Genomic DNA, 18,575 nt, shown 5'->3' with positions numbered 1-18,575 from the left:
TCGCGTTAGCGCCGGCGCTGCCGTTCGGCGCCGTCTCGTACTTCCTCTGGTACCACGCCAGCGGACGCCTCGACGACCAGGCCCGGCGGTCCGCCGAGCGGGCGGGACCGACTGAGCGCGAGCGCGCGAGACAGCGCGCCCGCGCCGAGGCCAACCGAGAGCGCGCGTACCGCGCCGCCGGGACCGACGGCGGTCGGAGCGCGCGCGGCCGACGGGCCGGCGCTCGCGGTCCCGGCGGAGCCGGGGGTGGGGACCCCAGTGACCGCGCGCCCGCGGCCGACCGGATGAGCGAACGGGAGGCGTACGAGACCCTCGGCCTCGACCGCACGGCCGACGGCGAGACGGTTCGCCGGCGGTACCGAGAGCGCGCGAAGCGGCTCCACCCGGACGGCGAGGACGGCGACGAGGAGGACTTCAAGCAGCTCAACGAGGCATACGAAGTGCTGAAGGAGTGACCGCCGGCCGATCGCCTCACGCCGCGTCGAGCGCGGCGGCGACCGCCCGCTCCGCGTCGTCGCGGTCGGACCGCGTGTTGACGTTGGTGAACGTGCGGTCGGTCGTCAGCGAGCGGATCGCCGCGTCGTCGACGACGACCTCGTCCAGCCGGTCCACCAGCGCCAGCACCTTCCGGTCGCCGCGACCGAGCGCGCGGTCGCAGGCGACCGCGGCCGGCTCCGTCGCGTAGACCGCCTGCGTCGTCTGGTACCACCGCCCGTCGAGCCGTGGGACCGCGGCCTCCGCGCCCGCGGCCGCCTCGCGGAGGTGGGCGAGGAAGCCCGGGTCGACGAACGGCATGTCGCAGGCGACGACGACGGCGTAGGGGTCGGTTGCCGCCCGGCAGGCGTTCCGGATCCCCGCCAGCGGGCCGCGGTCCGGCGCCTCGTCGAGCGCCCAGCGGACGGACAGCGGGACCGCGGCCAGCGCGTCGGCGATCGCCTCGCGCTGGCCCGGGCGGCAGTTGACGACGAGTTCGTCGACGACGGGGTCGCCGCCGCTCGCGCGGTCGGCGCCGGGCGGGACCGGGTCGTCGGTCCCCGCGAGCCGGTCCGCGACCCGACGGATCATGGGGGTCCCGGCGATCGGCGCCACCGCCTTGTCCGCGTCGCCGAAGCGCGTCGAGCGGCCGCCGGCGAGGATGGCTCCGGTCGTCACGCTCGCGGCGTAGACGGCGGGGAGACTTCGCGGTTGCGGTGGCGACGCGCGAGCGCGGAGCGCGGCCGCGACGGACCGCGCTTCCGATCGCGACTGAACGGCGCGCTCGCCCGTCCATCCGCCCGAAAGCGACCCGTTAAGTGGCCGGCGACCCAAGCTATATTCATGCCAGAGGCCACGGATCTGGAGGAGCTGAAGCGGGGGACCGAGCTGGTCAAGCGCGGCTTCGCGCAGATGCAGAAGGGCGGCGTGATCATGGACGTCGTCAACCGCGAGCAGGCCCGCATCGCGGAGGACGCCGGCGCGGTCGCCGTGATGGTCCTCGAACACGTCCCGGCCGACATCCGGAAGCGCGGCGGCGTCGCCCGGATGCCCGACCCTGAGCGCGTCCCGGAGATCATCGACGAGGTCTCGATCCCGGTGATGGGGAAGTCCCGGATCGGCCACCGCAAGGAGGCGGAGATCCTGGAGGCGCTCGGGATCGACATGATCGACGAGTCCGAGGTGCTCACGCCCGCCGACGACGAGTACCACACGGACAAGCGCGACTTCACCTCCCCGTTCGTCTGCGGGGCCCGGAACCTGCCGGAGGCGCTCCGCCGCATCAACGAGGGCGCGGCGATGATCCGGACGAAGGGCGAGGCCGGCACGGGCGACGTGAACCAGGCCGTCAAACACCAGCGCACGATCAAAAACCAGATCCGGACGCTCACCGGGCTCAACCACGAGGAGCGCGAGAAGTGGGCCCGCGAACACGGCGCACCGCGCGATCTGGTCCACGAGACCGCCGAGGCCGAGCGGCTCCCGGTCGTCAACTTCGCCGCCGGCGGCATCGCGACGCCGGCCGACGCCGCGCTGATGATGTACCACGGCTGCGACGGCATCTTCGTCGGCTCCGGCGTCTTCGGCGCGGAGGACCCCGAGGCGATGGGCACCTCGATCGTCGAGGCCGTCAACAACTGGGACGACCCCGAGGAGCTCGCCCGGATCGCGAGCGGCAGCGGCAAGGGGATGAAGGGTCAGTCCAACGAAGACATGGCCGAAGAAGAGCAGCTCCAGGGCCGCGGCGTTTAAATACGCGGTCTCGGGCCGCGCGACGATCTGTGATAACTGAGCCCGTGTGGCGGGCGTAGCGACGAGCGACCGTCAGACCGCGAACCCCGCCTGCGACCGTTCCGACGTTGATAGCGACACGCGGCGACCGCTCGACTGCGCCGAACGTCTCGTCGCTCCCGCCGCCGGACTCGCCGCCTCGGCGATCGCACGCTCGTCGGTTTCGAACTGATCGGGCCGGGGGTCGCGAACGGACAGCCTCTTCCCGGTCGACCGTCAGGAACGGACGGACATGCTGATCGCCGGAACCGTCGTGGCCGACTCCAAGACCGTCATCCCCGAGGGCGCCGTCGTCGTCGAGGGGAACACGATCGCCGCGGTCGGCGACGAGAGCATCCTGCGGGACCGATATCCCGACCACGAGCGGCGCGCGTTCGACGTCGTCGCGCCCGGCCTCGTCGGCGGCCACGTCCACTCCGTCCAGTCGCTGGGGCGGGGGATCGCGGACGACGCCGCCCTCCTCGACTGGCTGTTCGACGCGGTGTTGCCGATGGAGGCCGCGATGGACGCCGAGGCCACCCGCGCGGCCGCCGAACTCGGCTACTTGGAGTGTCTCGAGTCGGGCACGACGACCGTCGTCGACCACCTCTCGGTGAACCACGCGAACGAGGCGTTCGAAGCCGCGATCGAGACCGGGATCCGCGCGCGGCTCGGGAAGGTCCTGATGGACCGCGACTCGCCGGACGGCCTCTTGGAGGAGACCGACGCCGCGCTCGCGGAGAGCGAGGCGCTCATCCGGGAGTACCACGGGGCCGCAGGCGGGCGCGTCCGGTACGCGGTCACCCCGCGGTTCGCCGTCACCTGTACGGAGGCCTGCCTGCGCGGCTGCCGCGAGTTGGCCGACCGGTACGACGGCGTGACGATCCACACCCACGCCAGCGAGAACGAGGACGAGATCGAGACGGTTGAGGCCGACACCGGAAAGCGGAACATCCTCTGGCTCGACGAGGTCGGGCTGACTGGGCCGGACGTGACGCTCGCCCACTGCGTCCACACCGACGAGCGCGAGCGCGAGGTGCTCGCCGAGACCGACACGGTCGTCACCCACTGCCCCTCCTCGAACATGAAGCTCGCCTCGGGGATCGCCCCGGTTCAGGACTACCTCGACCGCGGGATGACGGTCGCGCTCGGCAACGACGGCCCGCCGTGTAACAACACGCTCGACCCCTTCACCGAGATGCGACAGGCGAGCCTCCTCGGCAAGGTCAACGCCCGCGACCCCACGAGGCTCCCCGCGTCGACCGTGCTGGAGATGGCGACCGAACACGGCGCCCGCGCCGCCGGCTTCGACCGCCTCGGCGCGCTGCGCGAGGGGCACCACGCCGACGTAATCGGGATCACGACCGACCTGACGCGCGCGACGCCGGTCCACGACCCCCTCTCGCACCTCGTGTACGCGGCCCACGGCGACGACGTGACCTTCACCATGGTCGACGGCGAGGTCCGGTACGCGAACGGCGAGCACGTCGGGGTCGACGCGGCGACGGTCCGCCAGCGCGCGACGCGACACGCGGAGCGTGTGGTCGAGCAGGCCGGCATCGACACGGCCAAACCGTAGGTCCGCCGGCGAGAGCGGGCCGCTCACCGTAAACCACCGCGATACCCGCTAAAATCGGCTTTATCGGCGTAAATCCGACCGGAGTATCTCTCGTTTATACCCGTCCGCGGCCCGTCCGTCGAATCACCATGACGGACCGATCGCGGACGGCAGACGACGACGGATCGCAGCCGACAGACGACGACCGACCGGCCGACGCGGCCACCGGCGGCCTCGGCCGACGCGAGTTCGTCGCCGTCGGCGCCGGCGCGAGCGCGACGCTCCTCGCCGGCTGTACCGGCGGCGAATCGCCCCCGTCGTCTGGCGGCTCGGACGGCTCCGACGGCTCGGACGGCTCGGAACCGCTAACCGGCACTTTCCGGCTCCTCATCAGCGACGCCCCGGCCGACATCGACGACTTCGACCGGCTGGACGTGACCCTCGACCGAGCCCGCGTGTTCGAGGCTGGTGACGGCGAGGACGAGGACGACGAAGCCGGAGATGAAAACGAGGACGACGCCGGCGAGAACGTCACCGACACCGACGGTGACGACGGGTCCCCCAACGGAACGCCGGACGACGAGGACGAGGGGGACGACGTGGCAGGAGACGAGAGCGGAGACGACGAGGAAGACACCGAAGGAGACGACGACGAGGAAGACGACGCGGACGAGGGCGAGGACCGCGGCTTCAGGGTCGTCGACCTCGACGGCGCGACGGTCGACCTCACGCAGGTGATCGACGAGGACGCGATCGCCGTCTTCGACGGCGAGCTCCCGGCCGGGGACTACGAGAAGATCGAACTGGCGGTCTCCGCTATCGAGGGGATCGTCGACGGCGGCGAGGTCGACGTGAAGCTCCCGAGCGAGAGGCTCCAGATCGCGAACGGGTTCGAGGTCACCGCCGACGAGCCGGTCAGCTTCGTCTTCGATATCAACGTCGTCAAGCGCGGCAAGAACAACGGCTACATCCTCAAACCCGTGATCTCGGGCAGCGGGGTCGCGGGCCGCGACGTCGAGGTCAACGAGATCGACGAAGACGAGGACGGCGACGACGACGTCGAAGAGTCAGAGGCGGACGAAGACGGTGAAGAGGGCGGCGGCGAGGAGAGCGACGACGGGGAGACGACCGACGACTCCGATGACGGCGACGCCACCGGTGGTAACGAGACGGACGACGCGGAGAACGGGACCGAGACCGGAAGCTAACTACGAGGAGGTCCCGACCGACGATGCGGTCGCGGACGGGCTCCTCGCCCACTGCATCGCGGCGTCGTCGTCGTTGAACGCCTCGGTGTCGACGCCCTCGACGTCGATGGTCCGCTTGAGGTACCGCCGCTTCGAGCGCTGCCCGACGACGGCGAAGCGGTCGACGCCGCGGGCGACCGCTATCTGCGCCGACTCGCGGAGCGCGCGCCGGCCGGCATCCGAACACGGCCTGCTCGTCCGCACGACAATCACGATCGCGTCGACATCGTCGGGGTCGGTCGCGCTCCGCCAGCGGTCGAGCAGCGCCTCGCCGTCTGCGGGGCTCAGCCCAGTCCCGTGTGGGAACTCGACGACGAGGATATCGTCCTCGACCCGCAGCAGCCAGCGCTCGCTCGGTTCCATGGCACCCGATACCACGTTCCCGATAATAAATCCGCGCTCCCGAATATCACGAGTGGTATTTTCGCGGCCGAATCGGGACGCGACCACGTCGTTACCCGCGAGCGAGCCGAAGCGACGAGAAACCCCGACGCCGCCTCGCGTTTTCGCTCCGGATATTCGGCGGCCGCGACGGCCGCCTCGACGCGGCCGCGCCGCTGTCGTTCCGCTTCAGTCACGCGACCGCGGGGTCAGCGCGGACCGTCGCCGGACGCGGCGGTCGACGCTTTGCCGGCCGCGTCGACGACCGCGGCCGCGAGCGACTCGAACGACGCCGCGTCGGGAACGACGTCGACGTCGACGCCGCGGTCGGCCGCGGTCTCGGCCGTCGGCGGGCCGATGGCGCCGACGACCGCGTCCCCCAGTCCGGCGCGCGCCGCCTCCTCGACCCCGCGGTCGGCGGCCGCCGCGAGGAAGTGGTCGACCGTGAGCGAGGAGGTGAACGCCGCCGCGTCGAGGTCGCCCGCGGCGGCCAGCTCCGCGGAGTCGCCCGCGGCGGCCGGCCGCGCGAGCCGATACAGGACGGTCTCGGTCACCTCGGCGCCGGCCTCGCGGAGCCCGTCGAGGAGGACGTCGCTGCCGTGATCGGAGCGGGCGACCGTCACGCGCTCGCCCCCGACGCGCGGTTCGAGCGCCGCGACGAGGCCCGCGGAGGTGTACTCTTCCGGGACGACGGCGACCGTCCACCCCGCGTCGCGGGCGGCCGCGGCGGTCGTCGGGCCGATGGCAGCGAGGTCGGCGTCCCCCGGCTCCCAGCCCGCCTCGGCGGCCAGTTCGACGCCGGTCTTGCTCGTGAACACGACGAGCGGCGCGTCGGCTGGGACGGCGCCCGTCGGCTCGACTTCGAGCATCGGGTCGGCGACCGGCTCCGCGCCGAGCGACCGGAGCAGCTCGACGGCCGCCTCGATCCGCTCGTCGTCCGGCCGGAAGACGGCCACGCGCGGGCGGCCACCCCCGTCTTCGCTCACGTCTCGTCACCTCCGACCGACCCGTCGTCGTCTCCCTCCGTCGCCGACCGGACCGGTGCGGAGCCGGCGTTCTCGAGGAAGGTCACGACGCGGTCGCGGGTCGCGGCAACGTCGCCGATCACGGTGATCGCTGGCGGCTCGATCCCCGCCTCGTCGCGGGCGTCGACGATCGTGTCGAGCGTGCCGGTCGCGACGCGCATGTCGGGCCACGTCGCGCGCTCGACGAGCGCGACGGGCGTGTCGCCGCCGAGGCCGGCGTCGCGGAGCTCGGCCGTGTACGCCGGCAGCTTCCCGACGCCCATCAGCACGACGATGGTGCCGCCGGTCGCCGCCAGCGCCTCCCAGTCGACGGCGGACTCGTCTTTCGTCGGGTCCTCGTGGCCCGTGACGAAGGAGACGGAGGAGGCGTGGTCGCGGTGGGTCACGGGGATCCCGGCCACGGAGGGCCCCGCGATGGCCGAGGTGACGCCGGGGACGACCTCGAAGGGGATCCCGACCTCGGCGAGGTGTTCGGCCTCCTCGCCGCCGCGGCCGAAGACGAACGGGTCGCCGCCCTTCAGCCGGACGACGCGGTTCCCCTCGCGGGCCAGCTCGACCATACGCCGGTTGGTGTACTCCTGCGGCGTCCACTCGCCGCCGGCACGTTTCCCCACGTCCTCGCGCTTCGCCTCGGGGATCTCGCCGAGGATCTCCGGGCCCGGGAGCTTGTCGTGAAGGACCACGTCGGCCGACTCGATCAGTCGCTTCGCTTTCACCGTGAGCAGGTCCGGGTCGCCCGGGCCGGACCCGACGAGGAAGACGGTGCCGACGCCGTCGTCGCGCCGACGCGTCGGGGGTTCGTCCGCGTTCGCTCCGGAGCCCGCGCCGGCGCCGTCGTCACTCATCGGCGTCGGCCTCCTCGCGGGCCTCGGCTATCAGCTCGTCCGCCCCGCGGTCCGCGAGGTCGGCGGCAAACTCGGCGGCGGCCGTCGCGTGTGACCGGATCGGGAGGTCGCGGGTGTCGGCCACCTCCTCGGTGCCGTCGGTCGACAGCACCCGCGCTCTGACGTGGACGTGCTCGCCCTGAACCATCGCGGAGACGCCGATCGGCGCGACGCAGCCCCCGTTGAGTTCGCCGAGGATCGTCCGCTCGACGGTGACCGCGACGCGGGTCCGCGGGTGGTCGACCGCCTTACGGACCGCCTCGATCACGTCGGGGTCGCTCGCGGTGACGGCGATGGCCCCCTGCCCCGCCGCAGGGACGTACTCCTCGCGCGGGAGCCGTGTCGTCTCCACCTCGTAGAAGAGGTTCGAGCGGCGTAGGCCGGCCTCCGCGAGGACGACGGCGTCGTACTCGGTCTCGACCTTCCGCTCCATCGCGTCGCGTTCGAGGTCGGACAGCGAGTCGAACCACTCCTCGACGGTCTCGTCGAACTCCTCGTCGACCTCGTCGCCGTCGGTATCCTCGTCGTCCGTGTCGTCAGCGTTCTCGTCGCCGCCCTCGTCGGCCTCCGCCGTCAGGGCATTCTCCTCGCCCGACGCGATCAGGCGCCGCTCGTGTTCGGCCTGGAGGCCGGGCGCGAGCAGCTTCTCCAGCCGCGTGTCGACGTTGCCCCGGATCGGCTCGACGGTGAGGTCGGGGCGGGCCGCCCGGATCTGCGCCCCGCGGCGGAGCGAGCCGGTGCCGACGACGGCGCCCGCGGGGAGGTCCTCGATCCCGAGTCCCTCCGGCTGGACGACCACGTCGCCGGAGGGCGCCCGCTCGGGGACGCCGGCGACGACGAGCTCCGCCATCTCCTCGGTGGGGAGGTCCTTCAGCGAGTGGACCGCGAGGTCGGCGTCGCCGGCGAGCACCTCCTCGTCGAGGGCGCGCACGAACGCGCCTGTCTTCCCGAGGCGGTGGATCAGTTCGTCAGGGATCTGGTCGCCGCGCGTCTCCACCTGCCGGAGTTCGACGTCGCGGCGCCGGCTCGACAGCGCTTCGCGGACGGTCTCGGCCTGCCGGAGGGCCAGGTCCGACCCGCGGGTCGCGAGCCTGAGCGTTTCGGTCATACCCGGACCGAGGTCCCCCGCGTTCAAAAGCGCACCAGTTCGGCCGCCTCGGCGACCGAGACGGCTCGGTCCCCGTTCGCGCGGCGCGGCTCAGGCGGACACCGAGGCAACTCCCGCCACCGTCACGGGCCCTTTATCTGTCGCGCCCCAAGTCGGAGGCGAGATGGCACGCGCGAGCGCCGGGGCGCGGCTCCACTTCGGCTTCTGTAACCTCAGCCTCTCGCACGAGCGCCTGTACGGCGCGCTCGGCGTCGGGCTCGACAGCCCCCGCGTCGTCGTCGACGCGGAACCGGCCCCGGCGGTGCGCGTGGCGGTCGAGCAAGCGGCGGGGACGCCGTCGGAGTCGGGCGATTCGTCGCCGAGCGTGCGCGACGACGTCCGCGGCTACGCGACCGCGGCGGTCGATCTGCTCGGGGTCGACGGCGCCCGCGTTACGGTCCGCGAGTCGCTCCCCCGCCACGCCGGACTCGGCAGCGGGACGCAACTGGCGGCGGCGACGCTCGCGGCGGTCGCGGCCGCGTACGACCTGCCCGCCAGAGTGCGCGAGCGCGCCCCGGCGCTCGGCCGCGGCGGGCGCTCCGGCGTCGGCGTCGCGACGTTCGAGGACGGGGGGTTCGTCCTCGACGCCGGCCACCCCACCGCGCGCTTCACCACCGACCGCCCCGCGAACGGCGAGTGGACCGTGCCGCCGGTAGCGGCGCGCCACGCCGTCCCGGACGACTGGCGCTTCCTGCTCGTCGCGCCCGAGGCGGCCGCCGGTCGGAACGGCGCGGCGGAGGACGACGCGATGCGGACCGCGGTCGAGCGCGCGGAGCCGGGGCTCGCCGACCGCATCGCCGGCATCGTCACCCGACGCGCCCTCCCCGCGGTCGCGTCGGGGAACGCGGAGGCGTTCGGCGCCGCTGTCGCCGAGATCGGCCGGCTTAACGGGGCGTGGTACGCCGACGAGCAGGGCGGGGTGTACCGGCCGCCCGTGGGGGAGGTCGTCGACTCCCTGTCGGGGGCCGCGTCGGTGTTCGGCGCCGGGCAGTCCTCGTGGGGGCCGACCGTCTACGGCGTCACCGACGCGGCCCGCGCGGACGCGGCGCGCGACGCCGGGCGGTGCGCTCTCGACGCGGCCGGCGTCGGCGGCGAGGTGTCGGTCGTCCGGGCGACCGACGAGGGGGCACGAGTCGACGAGAGCGCGGGCGAGTGAGTGGAACGGGCTGGGAGGGGTAACACTAAGCCCCGCGGCGACGGGGCGTAAGCCATGTCCAGTGTTCCGTTCGGGATCGCGCGCCTCGACTCGATTCTCGGGGGCGGCGCACCCGCCGGGAGCGTCGTGCTGCTCGCGGGCGAGGCGGGCGCCGGCGCCCGGGAGTTCGCGTACACGAGCGCCGCGATGAACGCCTTGGCGCGCACCGACGAGGAGCTGTTCGACCTGTACTACGGCGACATCGACGCCGACGCCGCGCTCCCCGACTCGGTCCACTACATCTCCTTCACCGCCGACACCGACGCGATCACCCGGGAGATGGCGTACACGATGGCCGACGAGATCGTCGACACGGCCGTCGACGAGATCGCCTTCCGCGACCTCTCGCCGGAGTACTTCCAGCTGTCGCCGGTGCCGCGCGACTGGTACGAGACGGAGACGGCGTCGATCACGGAGCTCGGCGACCGCGGCGAGTACGAGGACGTCCTCACCGCGTTCGGCGACTACCTCTCGGAACACGGCCGGGGGAGCCTCGTCTGTATCGACTCCGTCACCGACCTCGTCTCGATGGTCTCCGACGACACCGACTGGAGCGACGTGGCGATGGTGATGAAGGGGCTGAAGAAGGCCGCCTACGAGTGGGACGCCCTGGTCCTCGTGTTGGTGAACACCGACGCGCTCCGCGACCGCGAGTTCGGCACCCTGATGGACGCCGCGGGCGGGACACTCCAGTTCTCGTGGGAGAGCGGCGGCTCGCAGCGCGCCCGAACCATGTTCGTCCGCGAGTTCCGCGGCGTCCTCTCGCGGCTGGAGGCCGAGAACATCGTCCGCTTCGAGACGGAGATCCACGAGGGCGGGTTCGACATCAGCGACGTTCGTAAGATCCGGTAGCGGGCGCAGTCCAACCCGACCCTCCGCCCGTCTCCCGATCGAGTGGCGCCCGCCGAGTATCGATCTGGAGAACGCCGCGACAGGTTACTTAAGCCTCGCCGCTCAATGTCACGTAGATGACGGAGGACCCGCGATGAGCGACCTCGACCCGGCGACGGCCGCCCTCGACGCCGCCGCCGAGGACGCCGGCGTGAGCCGCGAGGAGCTCCTCAAGCGCGCGCTCGTCGCGCTCGCGGAGTCCGAGGGGATCGATGTCCCCGACTCCGACGAGGTGGCGGCGATCGAAGCGCGCCTCGACGACCTCGACGAGGAGCTCGACGAGAAGGTCGCGGACCTCCGGGAGCGGTTCGTCGACCTCTACCGCGAGGTGGAGGCGCTCGACTCGGACGAAGCCGCCGAGGACGCGCAATCGTCGGCCCCCGGGCTCGCCGACGCGGACGAGGCCGAATCGCGGGTCGACGACCTCGCCGACGAACTGGAGGAGGTCGCCGCCCGGCTCGACCGCCTCGACGCGGCCGCCGCCGACGCGCCGTCCTCGGATCGGGTCGACGACCTCGACGACCGGCTGGACGCCGTCGACGACCGACTGGACGCCGTCGACGCCCGGCTCGATGACCTGAATGCCGTCGGCGACCGCCTCGACGCCTTCGACGAGCGGCTCGGTGGGGCGGAAGACCGCTTCGATGCGGTCGAAGAGCGGGTCGACAGCGTCGACGACCGCCTCGACGGCGTCGAGGCGGACCTCGCGGGGATCTCCGCGGACGACCTGACCGAGATCGACGAGAAGCTCTCGCGGGTCGCGAACGCGGTCGTGAAGCTCAAGCGCCGGCTCGACGCGGCCGAGCGCGACCGCGCCGACCGAGAGCGCGTGGACGCCCTGACGCGGACGGCGAACCGCCACGGCGTGCGGACCGCGGACTGCGGCCACTGCGGCGGCGGCGTGGAACTGGGACTGTTGTCGGCGCCCGAGTGCCCCCACTGCGGCCGCCGGTTCGAGGACTTAGAGCCGAACGCCGGCTTCCTCGGGACCTCGAAGCTCCTCGTCGCGGACAAGCCCGCCATCGACGGCGACGTCGCGGACGGCGACGGGACGGACCGAACGGGAACCGCCGCGAGCGACGGCGGACCCGACGGAGAGTACCGATGAGCGACGACGACCGATCGGACGGCGACCGGTCTGACGGCGCCGACGACCGATCGGACGGCGACGCCGCACCGGAAGGCGACCCCTTCGGCGGCGGACTCTTCGACGACGAGCCGACCGACGAGGTCGACGAAGCGTTCGACGCGCCCGACAGAGACGAGGCCGACGAGGCCTTCGGCGCGCCTGACGGAGACGAGACCGACGATCCCTTCGCGGCGCTCGGCGGCGGGACCGAGGGAAGTGCGGGCCCCGTGACCGGGTCGGACGGCGACGCGACCGGCGGCGCGCCACGCGAGGATCCGGAGCCGCGCGCGCCGGCGGACGACCCGTTCGCCGATCTGGACACCGACGGCACGGCGGCCGACGAGGACCCGTTCGAGTCGATGGGGACCGGCGAAGTCGGCGAGGAGGACGTCTGGGAGGCGCTCGACGAGGAGGCGTCGGTCGGGACCGACGCGACGGCGTTCGACGACCTCGGCGCCGACGGGGAGGTGGGCGGCGCGGCGACGCGCTCGCCGGGCCCGACATCGGACGCCGGGAGGGCCGGCGACGAGCACGTCGTCGACAAGCGGAGCTACTGCCAGCGGTGCCCGCACTTCACGGCGCCGCCCGAGACGGCGTGTGCGCACGAGGGGACCGAGATCGTCGAGTCGGTCGACTTCTCTCAGTTCCGGGTCCGCAACTGCCCGATGATCGACGCGGACGACCCCGCCTTCGACGGCGAGTAACCGGAACCAGTTCCTTCGGGTCGCCTGCGTACTCCCGACCGATTTCTGAACACGTTCAAGCGCGTTCGCCCGGAAGTGGCGCGTCACGTGATAGGATCCCTCTCGAAGTCGGACCACCCCGTCGACTTCGGGTCCGGGGAGGTCACCGGCGCGATAGGGGATTCGATTACGGTGATCCCGCTCGTCGTCGCGCTGGCGCTGCTGACGGACGTTTCGCTGTCGCACGCGCTCGCCGCGTTCGGCGCGTTCCAGATCGTCTGGGGCGTCCGGTACGGGCTACCGATCTCGGTCGAGCCGATGAAGGCGCTGGCCGCGCTCGCGATCGCGGGCGCGCTCACCTACGCCGAACTCGCGCTCGCGGGGGTTATCCTCGGCGCCGTCCTCCTCGCGATCGGCCTCTCGGGGACGCTCGGGTACGTCGAGCGGTGGATCGGCGAGCCGGTCATCCGCGGCGTCCAGTTCGCGGTCGGCCTCGTCCTCTTGGAGACGGGACTCCGACTCGCGGCCGACGACCCGCTCGTGGCGCTCGTCGGCGTCGCGATCGCCGGCGGGTTCGCGCTCACGGGCCACGGGAAAGCGAGTGCGCTGGCCGTCGCCCTCGTCGGCGTCGCGGCCGCGCTCGTCGTCGCCGGCGTCCCCTCGCCGCGGCTGCCGGGCGCACCGCCGACGCCGGCGTTCGGCGCGGCGCTCACGCGCGCCACCGTTGACGGCGTGGTCGCGCAGCTGGCGATGACGATCGGCAACGCCGCGCTGGCGACCGCGCTCCTCTTCTCCGACCTGCTCGACGCCGACGTCACCCCCGACGAGCTGTCGACGAGCATGGGGGTGACGAACCTGATCGCGGTGCCGCTCGGCGGGGTTCCGATGTGTCACGGCTGCGACGGGGTCGCCGGCAAGCACGCGTTCGGCGCGCGCACCGGCGGCGCGAACCTCGTCCTCGGGGGCGGCTACCTCGTCGCCGCGCTCTTCGCCACGCCCGCGCTGATCGCCGCGTTCCCGCTCGCGATGCTCGGCGCGCTCCTCGCGATCGTCGCCGTCTCCCTCGCGCGCAACGTCACCGACTCGGGGAACCGTGCGCTCTCCGTCGGTATCGGCCTCCTCGCGCTGGCGACGAACCTCGGCGTCGCCTTCCTCGTCGGGATCGCGGTCCACCTCGCCTGGGAGCGAGTCCGAGTGAGCGACTAGGCCGCTGAGCGGACGCGCCAGTTATATATGAAACTGCTGCGGCGCGCGCCTGCGAGCGGTCGCCACCGGCGGCCGCGAGCCAGCGCGTGCGAGGGAGTCGGTCGCCGAGCGAAGCGAGGGCGACCGACGAGGGTGGGGAGGCGTGAGGTGCGGCGCGGTGCTGTGTGGGGTGGGACTCAAAGTGGCACGCGAGGGCGCCGCAGGTGACGCAAGGACCGCAGGGAGTGAGCGAAGCGAACGACTGAGGACCGAAGCGAACGTGCGGCGCCCTCGCGGCTGGAGCTTTGGAGGTACTCACCGACGACACGACGGTGTTTATTTATAATCGAGCAGCTGGGGTTTTGGGGGTATACGCCGTCGATCACTCGACGACACCGAGACCCCGGGACACGTGCCTCACCCCACGCGGCGTATTCGACCGTACCCCCCGAACCTAAACCGCTCGCCCCCATGCGATACTCGTATATGCAGTTCTGTGACGACTGCGGCTCGATGATGGTCTCTCGCGACGGGGAGATGGTGTGTCAGAACGACGGCTGCGGCGCGACGACCGAACGCGACGAGGCGCTCGCCGCCGAGTTCGAGTCGACCACCGAACAGACCGGCGACGAGGTGATCGAGACGGAGGAGGGCGCGAACTTCGAGGGGAAGCCCACCGCGACCGACGTGGTCTGTGACGAGTGCGGCCACGGCGAGGCGTGGTACACGATCAAACAGACCGGCGCCGCCGACGAGCCGCCGACGCGCTTTTTCAAGTGTAAGGAGTGTGGCCGCCGCTGGCGGGGATACAACTGACCGCGATGCCGCCGGGAGGTCGACGGACTCGGCTCGTCCGCGCGCTCGCCGCCCTTTCGCTCGCCGCGCCCGCGGTCTTCCTCGTCGGCCGCGCCGTCGGCTTCTGGCGCGTCAGGCTCGCGGTCGGGAAGCTGCTCGCGCTGCTGCCCGACGACGGCGCCCCCGATCACGTCCGAGTGCTGCCGCCGCCGGCCGACGAGTACGCCGGAACGCTCCAGACGACCCCCGCTGAGACCCGCGAACAACTCCCCGAGCAGGGCTTCTCCGAGCTCATCCGGGCCTACTTCCACGCGTACGACCGCGACGGGGAGGCCGTCCACGAGGTCGGCAGCTTCGTCCACCGGCCCGAGGGCCTCACCGGCGACTGGCAGGTCCACGTCCGGCTGTTCCCCGCGCCCGACGGCGCCACCGAGGTGTGGGCGCACTGGGAGCGGAACCCGTACGTGGCCCCGCTGGCGCACCTGCGGATGGAGGGGTACGACCCGGCCCGCGGCCAGCGGATGGCGGCCGAACTGATCGATGACCTGCGGTGCGCGCGCGACGACGGGGCGGCGTGAGCCGGCGCGCACCGGCAGTTCGTGCGTTTCAATAACGCGTCACCAACTAACACACGCCATAGCACTGCGTTCTGGCGATTTATTCGAGTTGGACGGAATTGAGCGCGTAAATTCGGCCGAAACGCGGCCGAATCCCGCTGTAGCGTTTGGACGGTTCATAGGGCACGGGGCGGGAGGTGGGGCCACGATGAACACCGAACGCATCGCACTGATCGCGGTGACGCTGGCGCTCGTCGTCGGCGGCCTCGCGACGCTGTTCGCACCGACCGTCGTCGCCGGCCCGGGCGGCGCTCCCGGGCAGGCGGCGGTCACCACCGCCGTCGCCGACGGCGGACTCGGGTCGCTGTTCGGGCTCGCGCTCTGGGGCGTGACGCTCCTCTTCGGCGCGACCGCGCTCGTCTGGTTCGTGTTCGCGGCGGTCGTGGGTGCGGGCCACGAGACGCCGCCGAACGAGTACGGCCTCGACGAGATCCAAGTCCGCATCATGACCGTCGACGCCGTCGAGGTCGTTCAGGAGACCGTCGACTCCCTGCCGGAGGGGCTCGACGACGTTCACGTGATCGCGGAGTCGCCCGTCGACGTGACCGGCGCGACGGTCCACGCCGTCCCGGAGGCGTTCACGTGCGACGCGGTCCGGAAGGGCCGCGCGCAGGAGTGGGCACGGCAGTCGCTCGACTGCGGGAAGGCGTTCGTCCTCTACCTCGACGAGGACAGCGTTGTCGAGTCGCTCGACGGGCTCCCGGACGCTGACATCGTTCAGCTCCGCGAGAAGCCCCGGCTCACGGGGTCGAATCTCAGCTACTTGGCGGACATGTACCGGATGGGCGTCCAGATCGAACAGCGCGCGTTCGCGCGCCTCTCGATTCCCCTGTTCGCGTGGGGCGGCGGCATCGCGGTCCGCAGCGAGGTGGAGGACGAAACCACGTGGGACCGTGAGACGCTCGTCGACGACACCGCGTTCGTCTGGGCGGCCCCCCGCGAGCTCGACGTGACGTTCGCGCTCTCGGACGCGGTCTGCCGCAACGAGGCGCCGCCCTCGCTGTACGAGATCCTCCAGCAGCGCCGCCGCTGGGCGGCCGGGAACGTCCGGGCGTCGACGATGCTCCCCCTGCGCTACGAGCTGTTGACTAGGGTCCGCAACTACGCGTGGGCGCTCTCGCCGATCGTCACCCTGCTCGTCGTCCCGTTGTCGCTTCTGGGCGTGACCATCGCGCACAGCGGGCTGTTCTTCGCCGCGTCGATGGGGCTGGCGCTCTGTACGCTGGGCTGGTTCCTGCTCGGCGTCCGGTACTACGGCGACGACCACCGCCGCTGGGCGCTCGCGGTGCCGCTGGCGCCGCTCATCACCGTCGTCCACTCGATGGGGACGGTCGCTGGGATCGTCAACCCGCCGGAGACGTTCCGGGTGACGACGAAGGTCGGCAGCGAGTAACCGCTCCGAGCGCGGCTACGACCCGTCGCGAAGCCGCGGCCCGAGGAACGCCGCGACCGCCTCGCCGACCTTTCCGCTCCGCCCGACGAAGAAGTGATCGGACTCGAACGCGACCGTCTCGACGCCCAGTTCCGTCGCACGTTCGACCACCGGCTCCCAGTCCGCCGTCGAGTCCCGCGTCGCGTACAGGACGCGGACCGGGACGCCCCGGTCGACTATCTCTCCGAGCGCGTCGACCGCGTCGGTGTCGGGGTTCAGGCGGGCGGTCGGCGCGAGCGCGCAGACGCCCGTCAGCTCGGGCCGCGACGCGGCCGCGACGAGCGCGACCGTGCCGCCGAACGAGAAGCCGAACAGCCCGACGCGGTCGTAGCGCTCGCGCGCCCAGCCGACCGCCCGGTCCGCGTCGGTGGTCTCGCCGTACCCCTCGTCCCAGTCGCCGTAGTCGAAGCGGAGGCAGTCGACGCCGCGGTCGGTCACGGCGTCGGAGACGGCCACCAGCCGCTCGTCGCCTCGGTGGCCGCGCTGCTGGGGATGCGGCGGGCAAGCGACGACGACCGCATCCGCGGACGGCGCGTCGGCCGAGGCGTCGCTCGCGGCCGTATCAAGAGTCGCGCGCACGTCGCGACCGCCGGGGATCAGGACGGTGTCGCTCATCGGGATCGGGCGGTCGGGTCGACGCCCGTCAGGGCACCTGCGTCACGCGATCGACGCCGTCGAGTTCGACGAGGTCGCCCGCGAGCGCCTCCTGATCGACGGTCGCCTCGTAGTAGAATACGATGTCGAATGTGCCGTCGCGGAGGAGCTGCTGGCATTCCCAGACGAACGCCTCGTCGTCGAGCGTCAGTCCTTGGAACTGGTTCGACGAGAAGTCCGTGTCGTCGTTGCCGGCCTCGATGTACGTCTCGCCTTTGCCCGCGTGCTCGGCGATGACCTCGTTGGCGGCGACCGTCAGCTCGTGCATCTCTAGGTCCTCCTCACCCTCGAGATTCGTGTGGACGATACAGCCCACCAGCTCGATGTCGCCGGGCTCTAAGAGGGCCTTCGCGCGGGTGTACAGGTCCGAATCGACGGTCTCGCTCATGTCTCTCCCTTCCGGCTCCCGTAATAAACGGGTGACGGTTCGCGGGGCGGGGTGGCTCCTCGGATCCGACGCGTCTCCGCGGCGCACCGAAGTGAGACGACGACTCCGTTTTAACGGCGAAGCGAGACGACGACGCCGTCCTCGTCGGCGTCGGTCTCGACTAGCCCGTCGTCAGCGAGGTCGTCGACGAGCCCGCGGAGCCACTCGCGACCGTGTTCGCCGTCAGGAGCGTAGTCGACGCGGATTCGGTGCCCAAGCGTATCTAGGCCCATCTCGTCGCGCTCGCCGAGGAGCCGGACGATCCGACCGCGGAACTGCCGCCGGCTCCCCTCGAAGCTGGGCTGTTCGGGCACGTCGGGCGCGGTGAAATCGCCAGTCTGGTACGCGTGGCACCACTCGCGCCACGGGCACCCCGCCTCGTCGCAGCTGGGGCTCTTCCCGCAGGCGACGCCGCCCAGTTCCATGACCGCGTTGTTCCACACCCGCGACTCGCCCGCCGGCATGAGCGCGGACGCGACCCGCTCGAACGCGTCGTTGTCGTCCGAGACGTCGAATGCCCGATACAGCACCCGCTTCACGTTGGTATCGACGACGGCGTCGCCGTTGTTGAACGCGAACGACGCCACCGCGTTGGCGGTGTAGGGTCCGACGCCCATCAGCTCGCTCAGTCCGTCTGGGTCCTCGGGAAACGTCCCGTCGTGGTCGTCCTCGACCTGTCCGGCCGCCTCGTGGAGGTACTTCGCGCGGTTGTTGTACCCCAGCGAGTGGTCGGACCAGAAGGCGACCACGTCGGCTCGATCGGCGGCGGCTAGGTCGGCGGTCGTCGGCCACTCGTCGAGGAAATCCTCCCACGCGGGGATGACCCGGTCGAGCTGGGTCTGCTGGCTCATCACCTCGCTGACGAGGATCTCGTAGGGGTCCTCTGTGCGGCGCCACGGGAACGCGCGGTGGTCGGCCTCGTACCAGTCGACGAGCGTGTCGCGGACCGCGTCGCGGTCGGCGGGGAGCTCCGGCGCGTCCTCGGGACCACCCTCGCCGCTAGCGCCTCCGCCCTCGCTGCCGCCGCTATCGCCCTCGGCGCGGTCGCCCGCACCGTCCGAGTCGGTCATATCCTCGGTCC

At 71.9% G+C, this 18,575-nt stretch carries 20 protein-coding genes; 12 read left to right on the top strand and 8 right to left on the bottom strand.

The window, feature by feature from the left end:
- A partial coding sequence (locus tag B9G49_RS05045) for a DnaJ domain-containing protein (protein WP_086215638.1) occupies nt 1-455 on the top strand: 455 nt, incomplete at its 5' end.
- Nucleotides 456-471: 16 nt separating this feature from the next.
- On the opposite strand, the gene B9G49_RS05040 is transcribed toward B9G49_RS05045, so the two are convergent.
- Complete coding sequence (locus B9G49_RS05040; protein ID WP_086215637.1) at nt 472-1,152, bottom strand: molybdenum cofactor guanylyltransferase; 681 nt, start codon at nt 1,150-1,152, stop codon at nt 472-474.
- Nucleotides 1,153-1,317: 165 nt separating this feature from the next.
- Between B9G49_RS05040 and pdxS the strand changes: the two genes are divergently transcribed.
- From pdxS to B9G49_RS05025, 3 genes are all read left to right on the top strand, one after another.
- Entirely contained in the window at nt 1,318-2,226 is a 909-nt protein-coding gene (pdxS, locus tag B9G49_RS05035) for a pyridoxal 5'-phosphate synthase lyase subunit PdxS (RefSeq protein WP_049930642.1), read from the top strand.
- A 271-nt stretch (nt 2,227-2,497) separates the two neighbouring features.
- A complete protein-coding gene (locus B9G49_RS05030) occupies nt 2,498-3,823 on the top strand; it encodes a 5'-deoxyadenosine deaminase (protein ID WP_086215636.1) in 1,326 nt (441 codons plus the stop codon).
- A gap of 128 nt (nt 3,824-3,951) precedes the next feature.
- Nucleotides 3,952-5,010 (top strand): DUF4382 domain-containing protein, encoded by a 1,059-nt coding sequence (locus B9G49_RS05025; protein WP_086215635.1) that lies wholly within the window; start codon nt 3,952-3,954, stop codon nt 5,008-5,010.
- On the opposite strand, the gene B9G49_RS05020 is transcribed toward B9G49_RS05025, so the two are convergent.
- From B9G49_RS05020 to hemC, 4 genes are all read right to left on the bottom strand, one after another.
- Nucleotides 5,011-5,412 (bottom strand): hypothetical protein, encoded by a 402-nt coding sequence (locus B9G49_RS05020; protein ID WP_086215634.1) that lies wholly within the window; start codon nt 5,410-5,412, stop codon nt 5,011-5,013.
- 227 nt (nt 5,413-5,639) lie between these two features.
- Nucleotides 5,640-6,416 carry a uroporphyrinogen-III synthase gene (locus B9G49_RS05015; RefSeq protein WP_086215633.1) on the bottom strand — a complete coding sequence of 259 codons (777 nt, stop codon included), beginning with the start codon at nt 6,414-6,416 and terminating at the stop codon, nt 5,640-5,642.
- On the bottom strand, nt 6,413-7,300 hold the full coding sequence (cobA, locus tag B9G49_RS05010; RefSeq protein WP_086215632.1) for a uroporphyrinogen-III C-methyltransferase: 888 nt from the start codon (nt 7,298-7,300) through the stop codon (nt 6,413-6,415). Before cobA ends, B9G49_RS05015 begins: the two co-directional genes overlap by 4 nt.
- Nucleotides 7,293-8,447, bottom strand: a complete 1,155-nt coding sequence (gene hemC / locus B9G49_RS05005; RefSeq protein WP_049930651.1) for a hydroxymethylbilane synthase — start codon at nt 8,445-8,447, stop codon at nt 7,293-7,295. Before hemC ends, cobA begins: the two co-directional genes overlap by 8 nt.
- Before the next feature lie 163 nt (nt 8,448-8,610).
- Between hemC and B9G49_RS16670 the strand changes: the two genes are divergently transcribed.
- From B9G49_RS16670 to B9G49_RS04960, 8 genes are all read left to right on the top strand, one after another.
- The gene (locus B9G49_RS16670) at nt 8,611-9,642 is read left to right on the top strand and encodes a beta-ribofuranosylaminobenzene 5'-phosphate synthase family protein (protein WP_198943812.1); all 1,032 of its coding nucleotides are present in this window, start codon (nt 8,611-8,613) and stop codon (nt 9,640-9,642) included.
- A 54-nt stretch (nt 9,643-9,696) separates the two neighbouring features.
- The gene (locus B9G49_RS04990; RefSeq protein ID WP_086215630.1) at nt 9,697-10,533 is read left to right on the top strand and encodes an HTR-like protein; all 837 of its coding nucleotides are present in this window, start codon (nt 9,697-9,699) and stop codon (nt 10,531-10,533) included.
- A 133-nt stretch (nt 10,534-10,666) separates the two neighbouring features.
- Nucleotides 10,667-11,680, top strand: coding sequence for a hypothetical protein (locus B9G49_RS04985; protein ID WP_086215629.1), 1,014 nt, complete (start codon nt 10,667-10,669; stop codon nt 11,678-11,680).
- Nucleotides 11,677-12,405, top strand: a complete 729-nt coding sequence (locus tag B9G49_RS04980; RefSeq protein WP_086215628.1) for a hypothetical protein — start codon at nt 11,677-11,679, stop codon at nt 12,403-12,405. The genes B9G49_RS04985 and B9G49_RS04980 overlap by 4 nt, the downstream gene beginning before the upstream one ends.
- A gap of 87 nt (nt 12,406-12,492) precedes the next feature.
- Nucleotides 12,493-13,590: a putative sulfate/molybdate transporter gene (locus B9G49_RS04975; protein WP_394334814.1), complete on the top strand. Its 1,098-nt coding sequence runs from the start codon at nt 12,493-12,495 to the stop codon at nt 13,588-13,590.
- Nucleotides 13,591-14,055: 465 nt separating this feature from the next.
- On the top strand, nt 14,056-14,385 hold the full coding sequence (locus tag B9G49_RS04970; protein WP_049930661.1) for a transcription factor S: 330 nt from the start codon (nt 14,056-14,058) through the stop codon (nt 14,383-14,385).
- Nucleotides 14,386-14,390: 5 nt separating this feature from the next.
- Nucleotides 14,391-14,942: a hypothetical protein gene (locus tag B9G49_RS04965; RefSeq protein WP_086215639.1), complete on the top strand. Its 552-nt coding sequence runs from the start codon at nt 14,391-14,393 to the stop codon at nt 14,940-14,942.
- A 187-nt stretch (nt 14,943-15,129) separates the two neighbouring features.
- Nucleotides 15,130-16,374: a glycosyltransferase family 2 protein gene (locus B9G49_RS04960; RefSeq protein ID WP_086215627.1), complete on the top strand. Its 1,245-nt coding sequence runs from the start codon at nt 15,130-15,132 to the stop codon at nt 16,372-16,374.
- 15 nt (nt 16,375-16,389) lie between these two features.
- Here the strand turns inward: B9G49_RS04960 and B9G49_RS04955 are convergent, their stop codons facing one another.
- The 3 genes from B9G49_RS04955 to B9G49_RS04945 form a co-directional block, all read right to left on the bottom strand.
- Entirely contained in the window at nt 16,390-17,028 is a 639-nt protein-coding gene (locus B9G49_RS04955; protein WP_049930665.1) for a CocE/NonD family hydrolase, read from the bottom strand.
- Nucleotides 17,029-17,056: 28 nt separating this feature from the next.
- Nucleotides 17,057-17,455: a DUF5778 family protein gene (locus B9G49_RS04950; RefSeq protein WP_049930667.1), complete on the bottom strand. Its 399-nt coding sequence runs from the start codon at nt 17,453-17,455 to the stop codon at nt 17,057-17,059.
- Between the two features lie 110 nt (nt 17,456-17,565).
- The gene (locus tag B9G49_RS04945) at nt 17,566-18,564 is read right to left on the bottom strand and encodes an A/G-specific adenine glycosylase (RefSeq protein WP_086215626.1); all 999 of its coding nucleotides are present in this window, start codon (nt 18,562-18,564) and stop codon (nt 17,566-17,568) included.
- Nucleotides 18,565-18,575: the final 11 nt, after the last annotated feature.

The organism is Halorubrum sp. SD683 (assembly GCF_002135045.1).
In the GTDB taxonomy this organism is placed as follows: Archaea; Halobacteriota; Halobacteria; order Halobacteriales; family Haloferacaceae; genus Halorubrum; species Halorubrum ezzemoulense.
This window is presented reverse-complemented; position numbering and strand designations above follow the sequence as displayed.